This is a genomic window from Nocardioides acrostichi (assembly GCF_015319165.1).
GTDB classification, from domain to species: Bacteria; Actinomycetota; Actinomycetes; order Propionibacteriales; family Nocardioidaceae; genus Nocardioides; species Nocardioides acrostichi.
Genome location: NZ_JADIVZ010000005.1, coordinates 185,484 through 203,502 on the forward strand (window position 1 = coordinate 185,484; position 18,019 = coordinate 203,502).

The 18,019-nt window shown below is 68.1% G+C and carries 15 protein-coding genes and 1 tRNA gene; 7 read left to right on the forward strand and 9 right to left on the reverse strand.

Annotated features, from left to right (window positions below):
• Positions 1-262: 262 nt before the first annotated feature.
• The 3 genes from ISG29_RS12440 (at position 263) to ISG29_RS12450 (ending at position 3,416) form a co-directional block, all read left to right on the forward strand.
• Positions 263-1,354: a DUF4238 domain-containing protein gene (locus tag ISG29_RS12440; RefSeq protein ID WP_194503749.1), complete on the forward strand. Its 1,092-nt coding sequence runs from the start codon at positions 263-265 to the stop codon at positions 1,352-1,354.
• Positions 1,355-1,606: 252 nt separating this feature from the next.
• Positions 1,607-2,185 carry a hypothetical protein gene (locus ISG29_RS12445; RefSeq protein WP_194503750.1) on the forward strand — a complete coding sequence of 193 codons (579 nt, stop codon included), beginning with the start codon at positions 1,607-1,609 and terminating at the stop codon, positions 2,183-2,185.
• Positions 2,169-3,416, forward strand: a complete 1,248-nt coding sequence (locus ISG29_RS12450) for a DUF262 domain-containing protein (RefSeq protein ID WP_194503751.1) — start codon at positions 2,169-2,171, stop codon at positions 3,414-3,416. The genes ISG29_RS12445 and ISG29_RS12450 overlap by 17 nt, the downstream gene beginning before the upstream one ends.
• A 104-nt stretch (positions 3,417-3,520) precedes the next feature.
• Here the strand turns inward: ISG29_RS12450 and ISG29_RS12455 are convergent, their stop codons facing one another.
• The 3 genes from ISG29_RS12455 to ISG29_RS12465 all read right to left on the reverse strand — a co-directional run bounded on the left by ISG29_RS12455 (position 3,521) and on the right by ISG29_RS12465 (position 6,848).
• Entirely contained in the window at positions 3,521-4,381 is an 861-nt protein-coding gene (locus tag ISG29_RS12455; RefSeq protein WP_194503752.1) for a hypothetical protein, read from the reverse strand.
• Between the two features lie 8 nt (positions 4,382-4,389).
• Positions 4,390-6,066: an Eco57I restriction-modification methylase domain-containing protein gene (locus ISG29_RS12460; protein ID WP_194503753.1), complete on the reverse strand. Its 1,677-nt coding sequence runs from the start codon at positions 6,064-6,066 to the stop codon at positions 4,390-4,392.
• A gap of 700 nt (positions 6,067-6,766) precedes the next feature.
• Positions 6,767-6,848, reverse strand: a tRNA-Tyr gene (locus ISG29_RS12465).
• A 103-nt stretch (positions 6,849-6,951) separates the two neighbouring features.
• Here ISG29_RS12465 and ISG29_RS12470 point away from each other — a divergent pair.
• Entirely contained in the window at positions 6,952-7,443 is a 492-nt protein-coding gene (locus ISG29_RS12470; protein ID WP_194503754.1) for a YajQ family cyclic di-GMP-binding protein, read from the forward strand.
• An 18-nt stretch (positions 7,444-7,461) separates the two neighbouring features.
• Here the strand turns inward: ISG29_RS12470 and ISG29_RS12475 are convergent, their stop codons facing one another.
• The 5 genes from ISG29_RS12475 to ISG29_RS12495 are packed head-to-tail and all read right to left on the reverse strand — an operon-like array spanning position 7,462 to position 12,448.
• Positions 7,462-8,634: a geranylgeranyl reductase family protein gene (locus ISG29_RS12475; RefSeq protein WP_194503755.1), complete on the reverse strand. Its 1,173-nt coding sequence runs from the start codon at positions 8,632-8,634 to the stop codon at positions 7,462-7,464.
• Positions 8,635-8,666: 32 nt separating this feature from the next.
• Positions 8,667-9,686, reverse strand: coding sequence for a sulfate/molybdate ABC transporter ATP-binding protein (locus ISG29_RS12480; RefSeq protein WP_194503756.1), 1,020 nt, complete (start codon positions 9,684-9,686; stop codon positions 8,667-8,669).
• A gap of 32 nt (positions 9,687-9,718) precedes the next feature.
• Positions 9,719-10,525, reverse strand: coding sequence for a sulfate ABC transporter permease (locus ISG29_RS12485; RefSeq protein WP_194503757.1), 807 nt, complete (start codon positions 10,523-10,525; stop codon positions 9,719-9,721).
• Positions 10,518-11,363, reverse strand: a complete 846-nt coding sequence (cysT, locus tag ISG29_RS12490) for a sulfate ABC transporter permease subunit CysT (RefSeq protein ID WP_194503758.1) — start codon at positions 11,361-11,363, stop codon at positions 10,518-10,520. The genes ISG29_RS12485 and cysT overlap by 8 nt, the downstream gene beginning before the upstream one ends.
• The gene (locus ISG29_RS12495; RefSeq protein ID WP_194503759.1) at positions 11,360-12,448 is read right to left on the reverse strand and encodes a sulfate ABC transporter substrate-binding protein; all 1,089 of its coding nucleotides are present in this window, start codon (positions 12,446-12,448) and stop codon (positions 11,360-11,362) included. The genes cysT and ISG29_RS12495 overlap by 4 nt, the downstream gene beginning before the upstream one ends.
• Before the next feature lie 401 nt (positions 12,449-12,849).
• Between ISG29_RS12495 and ISG29_RS12500 the strand changes: the two genes are divergently transcribed.
• Together ISG29_RS12500 and ISG29_RS12505 are read left to right on the forward strand one after the other, a co-directional pair.
• Positions 12,850-14,790 (forward strand): 2-oxoacid:acceptor oxidoreductase subunit alpha, encoded by a 1,941-nt coding sequence (locus ISG29_RS12500; protein ID WP_194503760.1) that lies wholly within the window; start codon positions 12,850-12,852, stop codon positions 14,788-14,790.
• Positions 14,787-15,911: a 2-oxoacid:ferredoxin oxidoreductase subunit beta gene (locus ISG29_RS12505; protein ID WP_194503761.1), complete on the forward strand. Its 1,125-nt coding sequence runs from the start codon at positions 14,787-14,789 to the stop codon at positions 15,909-15,911. The genes ISG29_RS12500 and ISG29_RS12505 overlap by 4 nt, the downstream gene beginning before the upstream one ends.
• Positions 15,912-15,986: 75 nt before the next feature.
• On the opposite strand, the gene ISG29_RS12510 is transcribed toward ISG29_RS12505, so the two are convergent.
• Positions 15,987-16,391, reverse strand: a complete 405-nt coding sequence (locus ISG29_RS12510; protein WP_194503762.1) for a hypothetical protein — start codon at positions 16,389-16,391, stop codon at positions 15,987-15,989.
• 125 nt (positions 16,392-16,516) lie between these two features.
• Here ISG29_RS12510 and rarD point away from each other — a divergent pair, with 125 nt between their 5' ends.
• Positions 16,517-17,419: an EamA family transporter RarD gene (gene rarD, locus ISG29_RS12515; RefSeq protein ID WP_194503763.1), complete on the forward strand. Its 903-nt coding sequence runs from the start codon at positions 16,517-16,519 to the stop codon at positions 17,417-17,419.
• The last annotated feature ends 600 nt before the right edge of the window (positions 17,420-18,019 follow it).

An 18,019-nucleotide genomic window follows, 5' to 3' on the forward strand; every position in this document is an offset into this window, starting at 1 on the left:
CCACCTTGGCTCGACATTCAACCCGACAAACGGATCGAAGCACGAGCGTGCGACACGGCGATCAAACGACGTGCGCCGCACATTCGACAGCGACCGGACACGGGGTGCCCAAACCGAGAACTCGGTGGCCTCCAGCGCCGCATCGTGGTGCGATATGTCTCCGCTGCGGTGTCCAACAGCAAAGGGGGTGCAGGGGTTGGCCGTGCGACGGACTCAGCACGCGGGGCGGCCCTACTTCACCTCGCCCCTCTACAGCAACGCGATGGCAGATCGTCTCGCAGACGAGCTGGTCAACGGACTTGACCGCAGGCAGTACGTAGGCTCGTTGCACCACATCGTGCCGAGGTTCGTGCTCAAGCGGTTCGCCGTCGCCGCAGAGCAGGTCTACGTCCGGGACCGAGTCGCGGGCGCCGACGGTCGTCGCAACATAAAGAATCTGGGCGTGAAGGACTTCTACACGTTCATCGACCAACAGGGCGAGTTGGACTCGTCGCATGAGTCAATCCTCGGGTTCGTCGAGACCGACGCCGCGAACATCCTCTCGGAGCTCGTCGACAACCCCTTCCGGCGCCCGCGGCCGTTCACCGACGATGAGCGCACCGTGATCGACACCCTCGTCGCGATGCAGGCTGTCCGCGGTCACGACCAACGCCGTACCGGCGAAGTGCTGACTGACTACTACATGAAGTTCACCAACCGCGACCGCCTCACTGCGCAGGAGCTCGAGGAGTACGAGTTCGTGCCACACCAGAACGACCTCCTCAACGAGGCGATGCAGAAGGCGGAGCTCATTCACCGCTATCTCGCCGATCGCGCATGTGGGCTGGTCAGGTTGGACCGGCCTCTCCTCATCACCTGTGATGAGCCCGTGCTCCTTCTCACGGATGAGGACGAGGAGGGCAGCGGCGAGCCGGACCGCCCCACCGCGAAGAGGCCCCCGTCGGAGTCTGTCGGCGCCCACCTCCCAGAGGACGTCATTCTCATCGCGGGGACGAACCTTGCGGGGATCGCCAGGACTGACTTCATAGCTATGCCGTTGGGACCCCAACTCGCCCTTCTGTACCTGGGACCGGGGTCTGGCGAAGGCAGCTGGGATCCGTTCACGCTCGACGGCGAGGACGCCGACGAGTTCGCTGCTGCGGTCGTAGCCCGCGCCATCGAAAACTCGTGCGCATGGGTCGTCGCGAACCCAGACCACCCCACCATCGCAACGATGCAGCTCCCGCCAACGCGAAATCCTCTCGAGTTCAGTGACGGCGGCACGGCGATGAGCGGGCGCTACGCCACGGACAGCCGGCGGACTGCGCGGCGACTCGACAAGAAGGCGCAGCCCATCAAGCCTGGCCAGAAGTAGACCGCGCCCCACCGTTCAGGCCGACACGCGAAGCGGGTCAGCACCTCGGGCCCGGGATGACCAGTTCCAGGGTCTCCCGATACACACGGGGCTCATGGCGCGACAAGGCTCGATCAGCTCCGACGACGATGCTGACCCGCTAGATAGCGCCCGCCCCGTAAGGTGCTGCCCGTGCCCGGAGCCCCGCCCCCCGCGTCATCGAGCTCCCTCTACCCATCCGAGTCCGACCTTCTGGGCGTCGCGGAACTCCCAATGTGGATCGACCGCAACTTCCTGAGGATGGACCCGTACGCCTTCGTCTCGACCGATGGCAACAACCTCTTTCCGGAGTTTGTGCACGACGCGGCACAAGCCTTTGAGGTCGACCCCAATGGCATCTACTGCATCGGCTCGGGGGCGATCGGCCTTTCCTGCAACCCCAAGAACGTTCAAGAAGGGCACCTGAAGGCCTTTGGGGCGAGCTCCGACCTGGACATCGCTGTGATCTCCCAATTTCACTTCGACCAGGCTTGGCGAGATCTGCGCGTGCTAGCGCATACGGCCTACACGCCGTCCACGAGTAAGACGCTCCGTGTGAATCTCGACCACCAGCGGGCGCGCATGTTCGACGGCGCAATCGTCGCCAACAAGCTCATGACCCGCCTCACCTTCGGACCGCACTGGGGCCCCCACCGGCTCCGGCTGCAGTTCGAGTGGCGCGACCGGTTGAGTCTGAGCGGAAAGGTGAACCTGTGGGTTTACCGCGACTACTGGAGTGTCCGGAGCTACGTGGCCGAAGGCATCGAGAAATGCTTGGAGAAGTTGAGGAGCTTCGATGACGACTCAGTTTGACCCCCAGCTGGCAACCTCTCCCCTTGCGTACAAGGTCAACGCCTTCGTCAAGGCGTGGACGAGCGATCCGCCGAGCCTGGTCCTGCGCCCGGCGTTCCAGCGAAACATGGTTTGGAACGACGACCAGCGCAGCTACTTGGTGGACACCATCCTGCGGGGGTTGCCCGTGCCCGAGGTCTACATCCAGAACAACACCTCGCCCGACGGCGACGACCAGATCGTCGTCGTGGACGGCCAGCAGCGGATCAGCGCGTGTGTCGACTTCGTGCTTGACGGCTTCACGCTGTCCACGGACGAAGAGATCGACGCGGAGTGGCGGGGCAAGAAGTTCTCAGGGCTCAGCGACCCACTGAAGGCGCGCTTCCGCGGGTTCGTGTTCGTCGCGCGCCAGCTCCCCGATCTAGGCGACGCGGTGCTCCGCGACATCTTCCGTCGGCTCAACCGGACCGTCGAATCGCTGGAGCCGCAAGAGTTGCGCCACGCGGCGTACACCGGCCCGTTCATCCAACTCGTGGAGCGCGCGGCCGAGACCGATGGTCTCGACGAGTTGGGCGTGTTCACTGCGCGTGACGCGCTGCGCCGTCGTCACGACGAGTTCGTCTCCGAGGTTCTTTTCGCGGTGCTGCTCCGGACCCTGCCGAACAAGAAGGAGGGACTGGACGAGAGCTACATGACCTACGAACGGCAGGGCTTCCCCGCCGACGTCCGCGACGACCTCGTCCGGCGTTTCGGTCGAGTTGATCAGTTCCTGCAGCGCAACGGCGGCTCCCTCAAGCGAACGCGGTTCAAGAACAAGTCCGACGCCTACTCGCTGCTCTACTTCCTGCTCAGCCACGCGGACCGCATCCCTGCGGCCGACAGCGCCGACGAGGAAGCCTTCACCGAAGCGCTCCGCGCGTTCTCCGAGCAGGTCAACCAGATCAAGCGCGCGGAGTCCGCCGGCACCCCAACCGACGACATCCTCAGGGAACCCCACGGCAAGGACGCAGCGAAGTACCTGCGCGCCGTAGAGCGCGCCGCAAGCGACCGGCTCAGTCGCGTCCGGCGCAATGAGGTGTTGGAGGCAGTACTGGGACCGCTCCTGGCGGGAACCGCGATGCCACTCGGTGCCGAGGACTCCGCTTGGCTGAGCGGACCGGCCGACCAGCCGTTGAGTCCTGAGGATCAAGCTGACCTCGATGCAGAACTGGAGCAGGCCCAGCGAGTGATCGCAGACGAGACCGAGGACTGATCGTCGCTCAACTGCGCAGATCCCCCGACTTGTCCGAGCGGGCGAACCGGCCGGCCCCGGGATATCAGGCCCGACCAGCCGCCTTTCATGTAGTCCCCTGGTGGTCAGTCAGCGCCGTGCTCGTTGATGGTCTGCGAGATGAAGGCGATGCAGTCCTCAATCTCCTCCTGGAAGAAGATCCGATCGATGAGCGCCTCCGCGCCGAGCCGATACCGCTCAGCCTCAGCCCGCGGGCACAGGAAGAGCCCGACCACGGTGGGCCGCACGCCAGCGACCTGCTGTCGCAGCCGAAGGGCGGTCGACTCATCCCGCACATCCCGATTGTCGCCAATCCCGAGTCCCGTCAGCGGGGCATCTCCATAGAGCAGCTTCATCTCCAGCGACGCTTCGGCGAGCTCGTAGAGACGCTTCTGGATGTCGTCCGCTACCCGCCGGATCCGCTTGATCTCGAGGTAGATCACCGGTGGTTCACCCGTCGCCGGGTCCGGCCAGACTCCGTCAGGCTTACGGCCAGCGATAACGATGCCGGGCACGACCCTTCGGGGCGGGCTCATGAACAAGGGAATGCCCTCGCCTTCAAGTCTCTCCCGGAACACCTGCTCCGTCTTGCCGCGGGCCTTTCGCTGGAGGTCGCCCATCCGAAGCGTGATCGCGTTGGCGACGACCGCGTCGAAGTCAGCGCTCACCGGCAGCCGCGTTCGTACTGCGAAGGCCCTCCGCTGCCGTGGCGAAACCAGTTGCGCCTCTTCTTCTTGGGTGGCGCGCCGCAGAGAAGTCCGGTTCAGCGACGTGGCGGCGAGCAACAAGTAGTACGAGGGCTCGTGGTGCAGGAGCCTGGCTACGTCGTCTATGGAGAGGCTGGATAGGGCATAGCGGCCATCTGCACGCCTAACCGCCCGGATCGCCTGGTCGTCGCGGAGGAGGGCGACCTCACGTCGGAACTCCTCTAGCTCGGGGAGAGGCAAGGCCGGTCCTATCTGGTGATGTGGTCAAGTGCCAGGCGGACGTCGCCAGCATCGACATTGAACAGCGTAGCCGCGAGCTCGGCAGCAAGTTCGGGAGTTTCGCCGCGCGCCGCGATGCCGATCTGTATTGCCAATTCAGCGGACGGCGTCGGGACGGGAAGTTCGAGGAGGTACTGCCGTCGGTATCTGCTGAATCCGTCCTTCACCAAGGGTGCGGTCGAGCGCATCACCAGTTCCACGGGCGCGCTGTTGAGGACAGCGGCGAGGACGTCGGCGTCGAGTGCACGCGGAATCAGGTAGTAGGCCGAGTGCTGAGGAACAAATCGACCCGGATCGACGGCGAACCGGTTCTGTCGGGCGACGTCCGGCACGAGAAGCTTCTCGGTCTCGTGGAGCGGCAGGGTGATCGGGTCGTGCAGGTCCCACCAGCACTTGCCCCACCTGCGAACGGAGTGGCGCTCCTTCAGGTTGCGGCGGTGCTTGGCGAGCCAGCGGCGGGTTCGAGGGTATGCGTCCAGGTCCACCAACCGTGCCTGCCCGTCGGCTCCCCAGACGTAAGGGACGACCATGAAGGCACCCGATTCCTCGATGCCGAACCGGCCAATGTCGCGGCCCCTAACGGTCGGGTGTACCAGTTCCTCGTCCAGGCCGGCTGCGATCTTCGCGTCAACAATGAAGGCGGGGTTGTAGCCGGTCGCCGGCCCCGCCGAGATACGCAGGGCATGGTCTACGAGGCGCGGGTGGTCGGCGGTGATGGCTGACAGCAGCGAGCCGGCCTTCGTGGAGTGGAAGGTCCACGTTGAGTCTTGGAACGCCGCGCGAGGCACGCGCGCTTCGGTCGTCACGTTCGGCGTACGGTCGGGACCGAGCTCGATACGGTGCTGGTCCGCCGCGGCTTGCTCACCGCCCTTCACCCAGGTTGTGATGCAGGGGACGGTCGCTGCGTCGCGAAACACCGAGTGACTTGTGAACCGACTCAGGGTGCGGATGGCGCCGGAGTCGCGCAGGAAGGTTCGCAGCGCTTGACCGGTCCGGTTGCTGAGGAACTTATCTGGGGTGATCAGGGTCCAGGTTCCGCCCTCCTGGAGAACCCTGGCGGACTGTTCCATGAACAGGTAGTAGAGGTCCGTGCGACCCACAGCGGAAGTGAACAGCTTCCTGTAGGTGGCTCGGTCAGAGGCCTCGATCCTGTCCACTGGAACGTACGGTGGGTTGCCGACCACGTGCCGGTACGCCTTGCCGAGCGGGAAGAGCCCGTCTTGAAGGAAGTCCCCGGCGACGATGTTGCCAGCGAGGAAGTCTGCGGACATCGGCCCCGGAGTGAGCCGCTCGATCAGCGCCCGGACCTCTCGGAGCGTTACTTCGACGGCCCCTGGGTCCACGTCAAGGGCCCACACGAACCGCTCGACGTCGGCCAGGAACCGTCGCCGACCTTGGGTTTCGGTGATCTGAACGCCTTGATCTTCGAGGCGCGACGCAATCCGCGCGACAACCGCAGTCGGGAACACCCCGGCACCGCAGGCAGGGTCGAGCACGGGCCCCTCCGGCGCCCCGTCAGTCCCAAATTCCTGGTCGAGGACCAGTTCCACGATGGCGTCCGGCGTGTAGACGACGCCGGTGGCGCGGCGATGGTCGCGGTCGAGGGTCGCAAGGTACCGGCTGCTCTCAGACAGTGCCTCGCTCATGTCCGTATCCTCTCCCTTGTTGACTGCTCAACCGGGTCCGACCCGCTGGGCGACTTCGTGTGCGCCTCATCCTGACGGCAGGCACCGACACGGCTCGTCGGCCCCCTCAGGCAGTGCCTCATGTCCTCCGAGGCCCCGACACCTGAGGCATCTTGAGGTCGACCGAGGGTGACCTGGGTCATCGGCAGCGCGGCCCCAAGATTCGTCCCGAGAATCGAACGAGAGTCGGTGCGGATCACGCGGGAACTGACTGCCGAATTCACTGATTCAGCATCAAATGCACGAGACCCCCACCGACTGGCGCGGGTCTGGCACCTGAACCTAGATCCTTCAGTCTGAGGTGGCATTCGTGACCCCGCGGTGGCTCCCCAACGTACTGTCACGACTCACGCTCAGTTCCCACAGGAGTTGAGCCTGCCGCTCTCGCGGCGGCGGGACCAGGCTCGACTCGCCAGCACTCGGCCGATTGACCTGCACCGACAACGGGCAGCCCAGGTCGGACGGCGACCGGGAATGACCTGCGGTGGACCAGGGGCGATCTGGTTCACCGCCCGCCAGAAGTCGACAGTCAAGTCGACAAACGCCAGGAGGCCGGTGCGGATCTTGTGGTCAAGGCGACCGAACGCGACGAAATCTGCTGCGGAAGCACAAGACCCCCACCGATTGGTGGGGGTCTTGTGCCTCAACAAACCTTATTGAGTGGCAGGTGAAGGATTCGAACCTTCGAAGGCAAAGCCGACGGATTTACAGTCCGCTCCCATTGGCCGCTCGGGCAACCTGCCTGGGGTGCTGACGCTGAGGTTTGGGCCTCGCGCCAACGGGTGTGAACAATAGCGCAGCCCCCCGCCCACCACTCAACTCGCCGCCCTCGACCAAGGAGCCAACATGGCCGACTCCAGCTTCGACATCGTCAGCAAGATCGATCGCCAGGAGGTCGACAACGCCCTCGGGCAGGCCGCTCGCGAGGTCGCGACCCGGTACGACTTCAAGGGCACCGGGGCCACCATCGAGTGGAAGGGCGAGGAGGCGATCGAGATCAGCGCCTCCGCCGACGACCGCGCGAGCGCCGTCCTCGACGTCTTCCAGGGCAAGCTGGTCAAGCGCGGGGTGTCGCTGAAGGTGCTCGACGCCTCCGAGCCCCGGCAGTCGGGCCAGACCTCCAAGATCGCCATCGCGCTCAAGGAGGGCATCTCCTCGGAGAACGCGAAGAAGATCTCCAAGCTGATCCGCGACGAGGGCCCCAAGGGCGTCAAGGCACAGATCCAGGGCGACGAACTGCGGGTCTCGAGCAAGAAGCGCGACGACCTCCAGAGCGTCATCGCGCTGGTCAAGGAGCAGGACTACGACTTCGCGGTGCAGTTCACCAACTACCGCTGAGCCGGCGGGGCGAGAGTTCTAGCGGGCGCCCCTGAACCCGTCGGCGCGCACGCCACCCAGCGCCCCCACCCCGGCGCGGACGGGCAGCCGCTGCCACGCGCGGGCCAGGTTGGTCTCGCCGCGAGCGAGCCGGCAGAACTGGCCCCACCCGACGTCGGTGCGCGCGATCAGATGGTGGAAGGCTCCTGGACGACGCTCGAAGGCGCGGCGGCAGCGCTCCCCGGCGGCCATCTCGGCGAGCAGGTCGGCCTCGAGGGTGTGCCGGTACGCGATCTGGCGCACCGTGGTCTCGCTGGCGAGGTGGGCGACGGCCAGGCGTCCGGCAGCGGCTCCGGAGCGCACGGCGAACGAGATGCCCTCGCGGGTCCACGGCTCGAGGAGCCCGGCGGCGTCGCCAGCGAGCAGGATCCGGCCGCGCCCCAAGGGCGAGTCGCCGGCGCGACAGCGGGTCAGGTGGCCCGAGTCGTGCAGCACCCGCAATCCGCTCAACCCCTGCGCCTCCACCAACAACTCGAGATAGCGGCGCGTGTCGACCGGAGCGCCCTTGGCGGCGATGACGCCGACGGTGAGGCCGTCTCCCTTGGGGAAGACCCAGCCGTACGAGCCGGGCAGCGGCCCCCAGTCCAGGTGCACCCGATCTCGCCAGCGCTCGGCAGCCGGACCCTCGGCCGCGAGCTCGAGCTCCAGCCCGAGGTCGACGTGGGCGAGATGGACGCCGACCAAGCGGGCGAGCTTGCTGCTCGTGCCGTCGGCGCCGACCACCGTGCCCGCGCGGATCGCACCGCGGTCGGTGCGCACCTCGACGTGGGTGTCGTGCTCCTCGACGCCGGTCACGCTCCGGCCCAGGTGCGCCGTCGCGCCGGCGTCCTCGGCCGCCTTGGCGAGCCAGGCGTCGAACTCCGACCGGGCCGCCGTGCGGAACACGGGAGTTCCGGACTGGCGCAGGCGCGCGGCCTGCCCTCGCAGGGTGAACGACACGGAGTGGACCGCGGCCCGGGTCGGGGGCTCGCCGGCGGCGAGGCCCGCCACCGTGCCGAGCGTCGGACCGATGAGTCCGCCCCCACAGGTCTTGTAGCGGGGGTGCTCGGCCTTGTCGAGCAGCAGGACACTCACGCCGCGCTGTGCCGCCGCGGCTGCAGCTGCCGAACCGGCCGGCCCGGCACCGACCACGACGACGTCGAAGTGCTCCACGGGCTCACTGTAGAGAGCGGGATCCAGTCACCTCACACGGCCAGGGGCACGGCCGGGTCGCGCTCGTCCGAGCCACCTGCGGCGCCCGTCGGGGCGGCCACGGACACCGCCCCCGGGGCGGCCGAGAGCCACACCGTCATGCCCTCGACGAGCTCGAGGGTGCGGGCGTGGGTGCGGGTCATCACCACGGTCACCTGCTCACCCTGCACGGTCTCGGCGAGCACCCGGGTCTCGAAGCCGATCCGCAGCACCCGCGTCACGATGGCCTCGCGGGCGGCGTCTCGGCCGGGTCCGGTCTCGAGCTCCACGTCGTGGGGCCGCAGCACCCGGCCGCCGAGGGAGGTGACCTCACCCAGGAATCCCATGACGAAGTCGTTGGCCGGGGCGTCGTAGAGCTCGTCGGGCGTGCCGACCTGCTCGACGCGGCCTCCGTTGACGACGACGATCTCGTCGGCGACCTCGAGCGCCTCCTCCTGGTCGTGGGTCACGAAGACGGTGGTCACGTGCACCTCGTCGTGCAGCCGCCGCAGCCAGTCGCGCAGTTCCTTGCGCACCTTGGCGTCCAGGGCGCCGAACGGCTCGTCGAGCAGCAGCACGCTCGGCTCGACCGCGAGCGCGCGGGCGAGCGCCATCCGCTGTCGCTGCCCGCCGGAGAGCTGGGACGGCATCCGGTCGGCGAACTGGCTCAGGTGCACCAGCTCGAGCAGTTCGTGCACCTTCTGCCGCACCTGCGCCCTCGGCACCTTGCGCACCTCGAGCCCGAAGGCGACGTTGCGGGCCACCGTGAGGTGCTTGAACACGGCGTAGTGCTGGAACACGAAACCGACGTTGCGCTTCTGCGGGGCCAGCCGCGTGGCGTCGGTGCCCTCGATGTGCACGCTGCCGGCGTCCGCGCTCTCGAGCCCCGCGATGACCCGCAGCAGGGTCGACTTGCCGCCGCCCGAGGGGCCGAGCAGTGCGGTGAGCCCCCCGGAGGGAATCGTGACCGAGACGTCGTCGAGCGCGACGAAGTCGCCGAACCGCTTGGTGATGTGCTGGACGTCGATGCTCATGTGCGTGGGTTCCTTCGGGAGTCGGGGAGAGATCAGTGCCGGCCGGGGCGCAGCAGCGCCACCACGACCAGGCAGGCGACCGAGACGAGGATGAGCAGGAAGGACGTCGCGTAGGCGGCGTCCTGCTGGAAGTTCTGGTACTGCTGCTCGACCACCAAGGTGGCGGTCTGGGTGCGGCCGGTGAAGTTGCCCGAGACGATCTTGACGGCGCCGAACTCGCCCACCGCCCGGGCCAGGCTGAGCACCACGCCGTAGACCACGGCCCAGCGGATGCTGGGCAGGGTGATGCGCCAGAAGGTCTGCGGTGCGCTCGCCCCGAGGCTGCGCGCCGCCTGCTCCTGGTCGTCGCCGATCTCGGTGAGCACCGGCACGACCTCGCGGATCACCAGCGGCAGCGCCACGAAGCACGTGGCCATCACCATGGCCGGCAGGTCGAAGACGAGCCGGATGCCGTGGGCCTCCAGCGTCGGGCCGAACCAGCCGTCGCGACCGTTGTAGGCCAGGAGCAGGGCCAGGCCCACGACGACCGGTGAGACCGACAGCGGCACGTCGATGAGCGCGGAGAGCAGCCGCTTGCCCGGGAACTCGTAACGCACGAGCAGCATCGAGATGGTGACGCCGAACACCAGGTTGATGAGCACCGCCCAGAACGTCACGAGTGCGGTGAGTCGCAGCGCACCGACCACGCCGGGGTCGGTCAGGGTCGCGGTGAGCGTGGTCAGCCCGTCGGCGAAGGTGTGCTGCACGAGCAGCCCCACCGGCCAGGCGACCAGCATGAACACGTAGCCGATGGCCAGCAGCCGCAGCAGCCAGCGCACGGGGGTCGTCGACTCAACCACGACGTGCCACCCGCCTCTGCACGATGTCGAGGACCACGATGACGGCCAGGGCGATCGCGAGCATCACCGAGGCCAGCGCGGCGGCCGCGCCCTCGTTGCCGCTCTCGACGAAGGTGAGCATGCGCACGGAGACCACCTCGGTCTGGAACGGTTTGCTGCCGCTGAGCAGCACCAGCGAGCCGTACTCGCTGATGGCGCGAGCGAAGGAGAGGGCGGCACCTGCGGTGATGGCCGGCGCCAGGGCCGGCAGCACGATGCGGCGCAGGATGGTGAACCGCCCCGCGCCGAGGGAGGCGGCCGCCTCCTCGGCGTCGGCGTCGAGCTCCTCCAGTACCGGTTGCACCGTGCGCACGATGAACGGCAGCGTCACGAACGCCAGGGCACCGAACACCGCGTAGCGGGTGAAGGCCAGGTTGACCCCGATGGGGCTGCGGGGGCCGTAGAGCGACAGCAGCACCAGGCCGGCCACGATGGTCGGCAACGCGAAGGGGACGTCGATGATGACGTCGAGCAGCCGCTTGCCCCAGAAGTGGTCGCGCACGAGCACCCAGGCGATGGCGGTGCCGACGACGACGTTGAGGGCGGTCACGCCCAGCGACTGCGTGACCGTGAGCCGGATCGCGGCCCACGTCTGGTCGTTGCCGAGCACCGAGGCATAGCGCGACCAGCCACCCGCGGCGGCGGCGGCCACCACCGCGGCCAGTGGGAGCAGTACGAGCACGCTGAACCAGGTCAGTGAAAGCCCCAGGGCCACACCCGAGCCGCGGGTCAGCGTCGACCGGGAGCCACGGCTCCGGCAGCGGCGTGCCGCTCCCGGAGCCGCGACCGCAGCTGTCACGACTCCCCCAGTTTGCCGGTCTGCTGCTGGATCTCGGTGACGATGCCGAGCGGATCGCCGTCCTCGCCGGAGCCGAAGAACTCGCTGGAGGCCTTCGACCAGCCGCCGAACTGCTTCTGCATCGTCCAGAGGTGCTCGGGCGCCGGGAAGGGGTCGGAGGGATCGTTGGCACCTTCGACCTCGGGGAGGTCCACTCCGTCGACGACCGGGCGGAAGCCCGCGGCGGCGTACTCGGCCTGCGCCTGCGGTGAGGTCATGAAGTCGAGGAAGGCGCGGGCGGTGTCGTCGGCCGAGGTGGTGACCGCCGCCGGGTTCTCGATGAGCAGCGTGTCGGGCGGAACGACGTAGTCGATGTCGGCACCGCTCTGCTTGGCCAGGATCGCCTCGTTCTCGTAGGAGAGCAGCACGTCGCCGCTGCCGTCGGTGAAGGCGGTCGTGGCGTCTCGCCCCGAGGCGGGAAGGGCGATCGTGTTCTTGAGCAGGGAGCCGACGAACTGCTTGGCCTCGGCCTGGCTGCCGCCGTCGCCGGTGATGTGTGCCCAGGCGGCCAGGATGTTCCAGCGAGCAGAGCCGGACGAACCCGGGTTCGGCGTGATGATGTCGACCCCGGGCTTGACGAGGTCGTCCCACGTCTTGATGCCGAGCGGGTTGCCCTGACGCACGACGAAGACCACGACCGAGCTGGTCGCGATGCCCTGGGTCGGCGTGTCCTTCCAGTCCGAGTCGACCAGACCGGCATCGACCAGACGGGTGACGTCGGGCTCCAGGGAGTAGTCGACGACGTCGGCGTCGGCGCCGGCCTCGACGGCTCGGCTCTGGTCTCCGGAGGGCCCGTAGGACGTCGTGAAGTCGTCGACCGAGAGTCCCTTCCCGGCGTCGGTCTGGGTGAAGTCCTCGAACACCTGCTTGTTGGCGGACTCCATGACCGAGAAGGCGCTCACGGCCACCGTCTCGGAGCCGTCGGCACCACCCGAGGCGGCGTCGACCGAGCAGCCGGCCAACGCGATCGTGGCGGCCAGGGCGGCTGCCGAGAGAGACGCCGTCCGACGTCGGGGCAGGGGTCTGGCGAACGGGTGGGCACGCATGGTCAAGGGCTCTCTTTCCGGCTGCGGGCAGCGTGGGGCAAGGTCGTGATCGAGGTCGAGGTCGAGGTGGAGGTCGGCGTCGCGGTCGGATACCCGAGTATCCCTACTAAGACGAGTAAGTTAGGTGTCTTTAAATGATTTGGCAATCCGGCGCGCCCAGGGCGTCGCGAAACTGCCCAGGGCACCGTCGGCGCGAAGGCCGCGGACACATGTCGGACGTCGCCGTGCGCGGCCGCCGCCCGCGAGTACCCTCGCGGTGCAGGGCCCGATAACTGGACACCTGTCCAGAAGCGCGAGATCGTGGCACACTGCACCACGTTCTCGTCATCCGTACCGTCGGTATGTCGAGCGCGACGCAGGTGCCCGCACGGCGCCGACTTCGATGAGGAAGGGATGCGGCAGTGTCCAAGCAGGTCAAGCAGCTGGACCGGGTGATCATCCGGTTCGCCGGGGACTCCGGTGACGGCATGCAGCTCACCGGCGACCGATTCACCCAGGAGTCGGCCGCGTTCGGCAACGACCTGGTGACGTTGCCGAACTTCCCGGCCGAGATCCGCGCCCCCCAGGGCACGATCCCGGGCGTCTCGTCGTTCCAGGTGCACTTCGCCGACCACGACATCCTCACGCCGGGCGATCGTCCCGACGTGCTGGTGGCGATGAACCCGGCGGCGTTGAAGGCCAACCTGGGTGACCTGCCGAAGGGCGCGACGATCATCGTCGACACCCACGACTTCTCCAAGCGCAACCTCGAGAAGGCCGGCTACTCCAGCAACCCGCTCGACACCCTCGAGGATCCCGACGCCGAGTTGTCGGTCTACAACGTCTTCCCGGTCGACCTGACCGGCATGACCGTCGAGGCGGTCAAGGAGTTCGGTCTCTCCCGCAAGGACGCCGCCCGCGCCAAGAACATGTTCGCCCTCGGGCTCCTCTCGTGGATGTACGGCCGGCCGACCGACTCCACGATCTCGTTCCTGGAGAAGAAGTTCGCCCGCATCCCCGACGTGCGCGATGCGAACATCACCTCGTTCAAGTCGGGCTGGAACTTCGGCGAGACCACCGAGACCTTCGTGGTGCGCTACGAGATCAAGCCGGCCCCCGTCTCGGCGGGCACCTACCGGAACATCACCGGCAACCTCGCACTGGCTTGGGGCCTCGTCGCGGCGGGCGTGCAGTCCGACCTGCCGGTGTTCCTCGGCACCTACCCGATCACCCCGGCCTCCGACATCCTGCACGAGCTGAGCAAGCACAAGGCGTTCGGCGTCACCACGTTCCAGGCCGAGGACGAGATCGCGGGCATCGGTGCCGCGATCGGCGCCTCGTTCGGCGGCGCACTGGGTGTCACCTCGACCTCGGGCCCGGGTGTGGCACTGAAGTCCGAGGCCGTCGGCCTGGCCGTCATGACCGAGCTGCCGCTGATCGTGGTCGACGTCCAGCGCGGCGGCCCGTCGACGGGTCTGCCGACCAAGACCGAGCAGGCCGACCTGCTCCAGGCGATGTTCGGCCGCAACGGCGAGGCGCCGGTGCCGGTCGTGGCGCCGGCCTCACCGGGTGACTGCTTCGACGCGGCGGTCGAGGCCGCGCGCATCGCGGTCACCTACCGCACCCCGGTCATGCTGCTCTCCGACGGCTACCTGGCCAACGGCTCCGAGCCGTGGCGCATCCCCGAGATCGCGGACCTGCCACGCATCGAGCCCGGGTTCGCCACCGCCGACGACCTCACCGAGTCCGGAGAGTTCGAGCCGTACCGCCGCGACGCCGAGACCCTCGCCCGCCCCTGGGCTCCGCCCGGCGTGGCCGGCCTGGAGCACCGCATCGGCGGTCTGGAGAAAGCCGACATCACCGGCAACATCTCCTACGACCCGGCCAACCACGACTTCATGGTCCGCACCCGTCAGGCCAAGATCGACCGGATCGCCGACTCCCTGCCCCCACTGGAGGTCGACGACCCCGGCGCGGCCGAGGGCAACGCGGCCAAGGTGCTCGTGCTCGGGTGGGGCTCGACGTACGGGCCCATCGGTGCCGGCGTGCGCCGCGTGCGTCGCTCGGGCTACCGGGTCGCACAGGCCCACCTGCGTCACCTCAACCCCTTCCCGAACGATCTCGGCGACGTGCTCGAGCGCTACGACAAGATCCTCATCCCCGAGATGAACCTGGGCCAGCTCGCCCTGCTCATCCGGGCCCGCTACCTCGTCGACGCCGTCGGCTACAACCAGGTCAACGGCATGCCGCTGAAGGCCGCCGAGCTCGCCGAGGTCATCGGCCACCTCGTGGCCGACGCCGAAGGCATCCCCGTCGACCAACTCGATCTCTCCATCGCGACCAACCAGGAGGTCCACCAGTGACCACCACCAGCCAGCCCGTCGACCTCAACACCCCGACGTTCCGCTCCGGCACGGAGTCCGTGCCGCGGCTCGACGAGGGCACTACGCTGACCGGCAAGGACTTCTCCTCCGACCAGGAGGTGCGCTGGTGCCCCGGGTGCGGCGACTACGCGGTGCTCAAGGCCGTCCAGGGATTCCTGCCCGATCTCGGCCTGCGCCGCGAGAACATCGTGTTCATCTCCGGCATCGGCTGCTCCAGTCGGTTCCCGTACTACCTCGACACCTACGGCATGCACTCGATCCACGGCCGTGCGCCCTCGATCGCGACCGGCCTGGCCACCGCGCGCGAGGATCTCTCCGTGTGGGTCGTCACCGGTGACGGCGATGCGCTCTCCATCGGCGGCAACCACCTCATCCACGCGCTGCGCCGCAACGTGAACATGACGATCCTGCTGTTCAACAACCGCATCTACGGCCTCACCAAGGGTCAGTACTCGCCCACCAGCGAGGCCGGCAAGGTCACCAAGTCGACCCCGATGGGGTCGGTCGACCACCCGTTCAACCCGGTCTCGCTCGCCCTCGGAGCCGAGGCCAGCTTCGTGGCCCGCACCATCGACTCCGACCGCAAGCACCTCACCGGCGTCCTCAAGGCCGCCGCCGAGCACCGCGGTACCTCGCTGGTCGAGATCTACCAGAACTGCCCGATCTTCAACGACGGCGCGTTCGATGCGATCAAGAGCCGCGACACCGCGGCCGAGGCGATCATCCCGCTCGTGCACGGCGAGCCGATCCGGTTCGGGGCCCCGGACGACTCCGGGCAGGGGCGGCTGGGTCTGATCCGCACCGACGCCGGTGGCGTCGACGTCGCCGAGGTGAGCGACGTGGGCGAGGACGCCGTCCTCGTGCACGATGCCCACCACTCGGACCCCTCCCAGGCGTTCGCGATCAGCCGGCTCACCGATGCGGGCTACCTCAACCGCTCGCCCATCGGCATCTTCCGGCAGGTCGAGCGCCCCACCTACGACGACCAGGCCCGGGCCCAGGTCGCCACGGCTCAGAGCAACGTGAAGGCCGAGGAGGTGTCCGGCTCCGAGCGGCTCGGCGCGCTCCTGGGTGGCGGCGACACTTGGACGGTCGTCTGACCCAACGGCCTCCGGCCCACCACGCAGAGGGCCCCGGCACATCGTGCCGGGGCCCTCTGCGTGCAGATCCCTCGTTCAGAGCCTCTGGATGTACGCGGCGCCGGAGGTGGCGCCCTTGTACTTCTTCGTGGGCGCGGTGTGGACGCGGAAGTAGGTCCACTTGTAGCCCTTGGCGGGATAGATGCGCTGCGTGTAGCGGCCCTTGCTGTTGGTCTTGAACGAGCGCAGCTTCGACCACTTCGCTTTACAGCCCTTCTGGTGGCACAGACGCCGCTGGAGGATGGCGTTGATCGGGCTGCCCGTGGAGGGCTTGACGCCTCCTTGAATGATCACCTTGCGCGGCTTGGGCTGCTTGATGCTGATGGAGATCTCGCGCTTGGTCTTGTCCGCGGCGTTGGCCGGGAGGGTGGCGGCTCCGAGGAGGCCGAGGGTGAGCACGACGCCGGTGAGAGCGGCGAGGAGGCGGGTGAGAGTCCGCATGGAGTGTCCGTTCGACGAGGGGGGTGGATGATGCCGAGCGAGTGGTACCCGCCGAGCCCATCGGTAAAACCCCCCGGTTGGCACCGCCTCTGGAGGCGCCCGTCCTCTCCCGTACGCTCCCCGCTGTGGACGACCAGCGGCGCGGCGTGGCACTCGGCGCCGCGGCGTACCTCCTGTGGGGCCTCTTCCCCCTCTACTTCCCGCTGCTCGAGCCGGCCGGCGCCGTGGAGATCCTGGCGCACCGGGTCGTGTGGTCGTGCCTCACGATGGGCCTCGTCGTGCTCATCCTGCGGCGCCGGGCGGCGGTGGCGGCGCTGGTGCGCGACCGTCGGCGGCTGGGGCTGCTGGCCGTTGCAGCCGTCGCCATCAGCTTCAACTGGGGCGGCTACATCTACGGCACCACCCACGACCGCGTCGTCGAGACCGCACTCGGCTACTTCATCAACCCCCTCGTGACGGTGCTCATGGGGGTGCTGGTGCTCGGCGAGCGGCTCCGCCCACTCCAGTGGTGGGCCTTGTCGATCGCCGGCGCCGCGGTCGTCGTGCTCACCGTCGCCTACGGCCGGCCACCCTGGATCGGGCTGCTGCTGGCCTTCTCGTTCGGCACCTACGGGCTGGCCAAGAAGAAGGCGGCGGCGGGTGCGATCGAGAGTCTGGCCGTCGAGACGACGATCGTCGCGCCGGTCGCCCTGGGCTATCTCGTGTGGCTGGGAGCGACCGGTCAGGCACAGATGGCCGCCCACGGCACCGCGCACGCGCTGCTGTTCCTGACCACGGGCGTCGTGACGGCGATCCCCTTGCTGCTTTTCGGCGCCGCGACCACGCGGGTGCCGCTGAGCACGCTGGGTCTGCTCCAGTACCTCGCCCCGATCCTCCAGTTCGCGCTGGGCGTGCTCTGGTTCGGTGAGCACATGCCCCTGGCCCGTTGGATCGGCTTCGTGCTGGTCTGGATCGCCCTCGTGGTGTTCACCGTCGAGGCCCTCGGCCACCGCCGCCGGCACCTACGCCTCACCGCCGCGCCCGTGTGACCCCACCCCGGTGGTTGAGCCGCCGGATGCCGAAGGCGAAGGCGTGTCGAAACCCCGGCCGCCCCGGTGGTTGAGCCGCCGGATGCCGAAGGCGCAGGCGTGTCGAAACCCCACCACCCCGGTGGTTGAGCCGCCGGATGTCGAAGGCGCAGGCGTGTCGAAACCCCACCACCCCGGTGGTTGAGCCGCCGGATGCCGAAGGCGCAGGCGTGTCGAAACCCGGCGACGTGCCAAGCAGCCATGCCTCTCGTCTCACCGGGTTTCGACACGCTCGTCGCTAGCGCTCCTCCCGGCTCAACCACCGACCGACGCGCTCGTCGCTGGCGCTCCTCACGGCTCAACCACCGGCCACCCCGGTGGTTGAGCCGCCGGACGCCGAAGGCGAAGGCGCGTCGAAACCCCACCACCCCGGTGGTTGAGCCGCCGGACGCCGAAGGCGAAGGCGCGTCGAAACCCGGCGACGTGCCAAGCAGTGTCGGCAACGCTCGAAAATGAGGCCGATCCGACGCTCGAAAACGAGGCCACCGGTTCGTGTTGTCTAGTCTGCCGGGTCTTGGGTCTTGATGCTTGGCAGGGTGTCGATTCCGCGGTTGCGTAGCC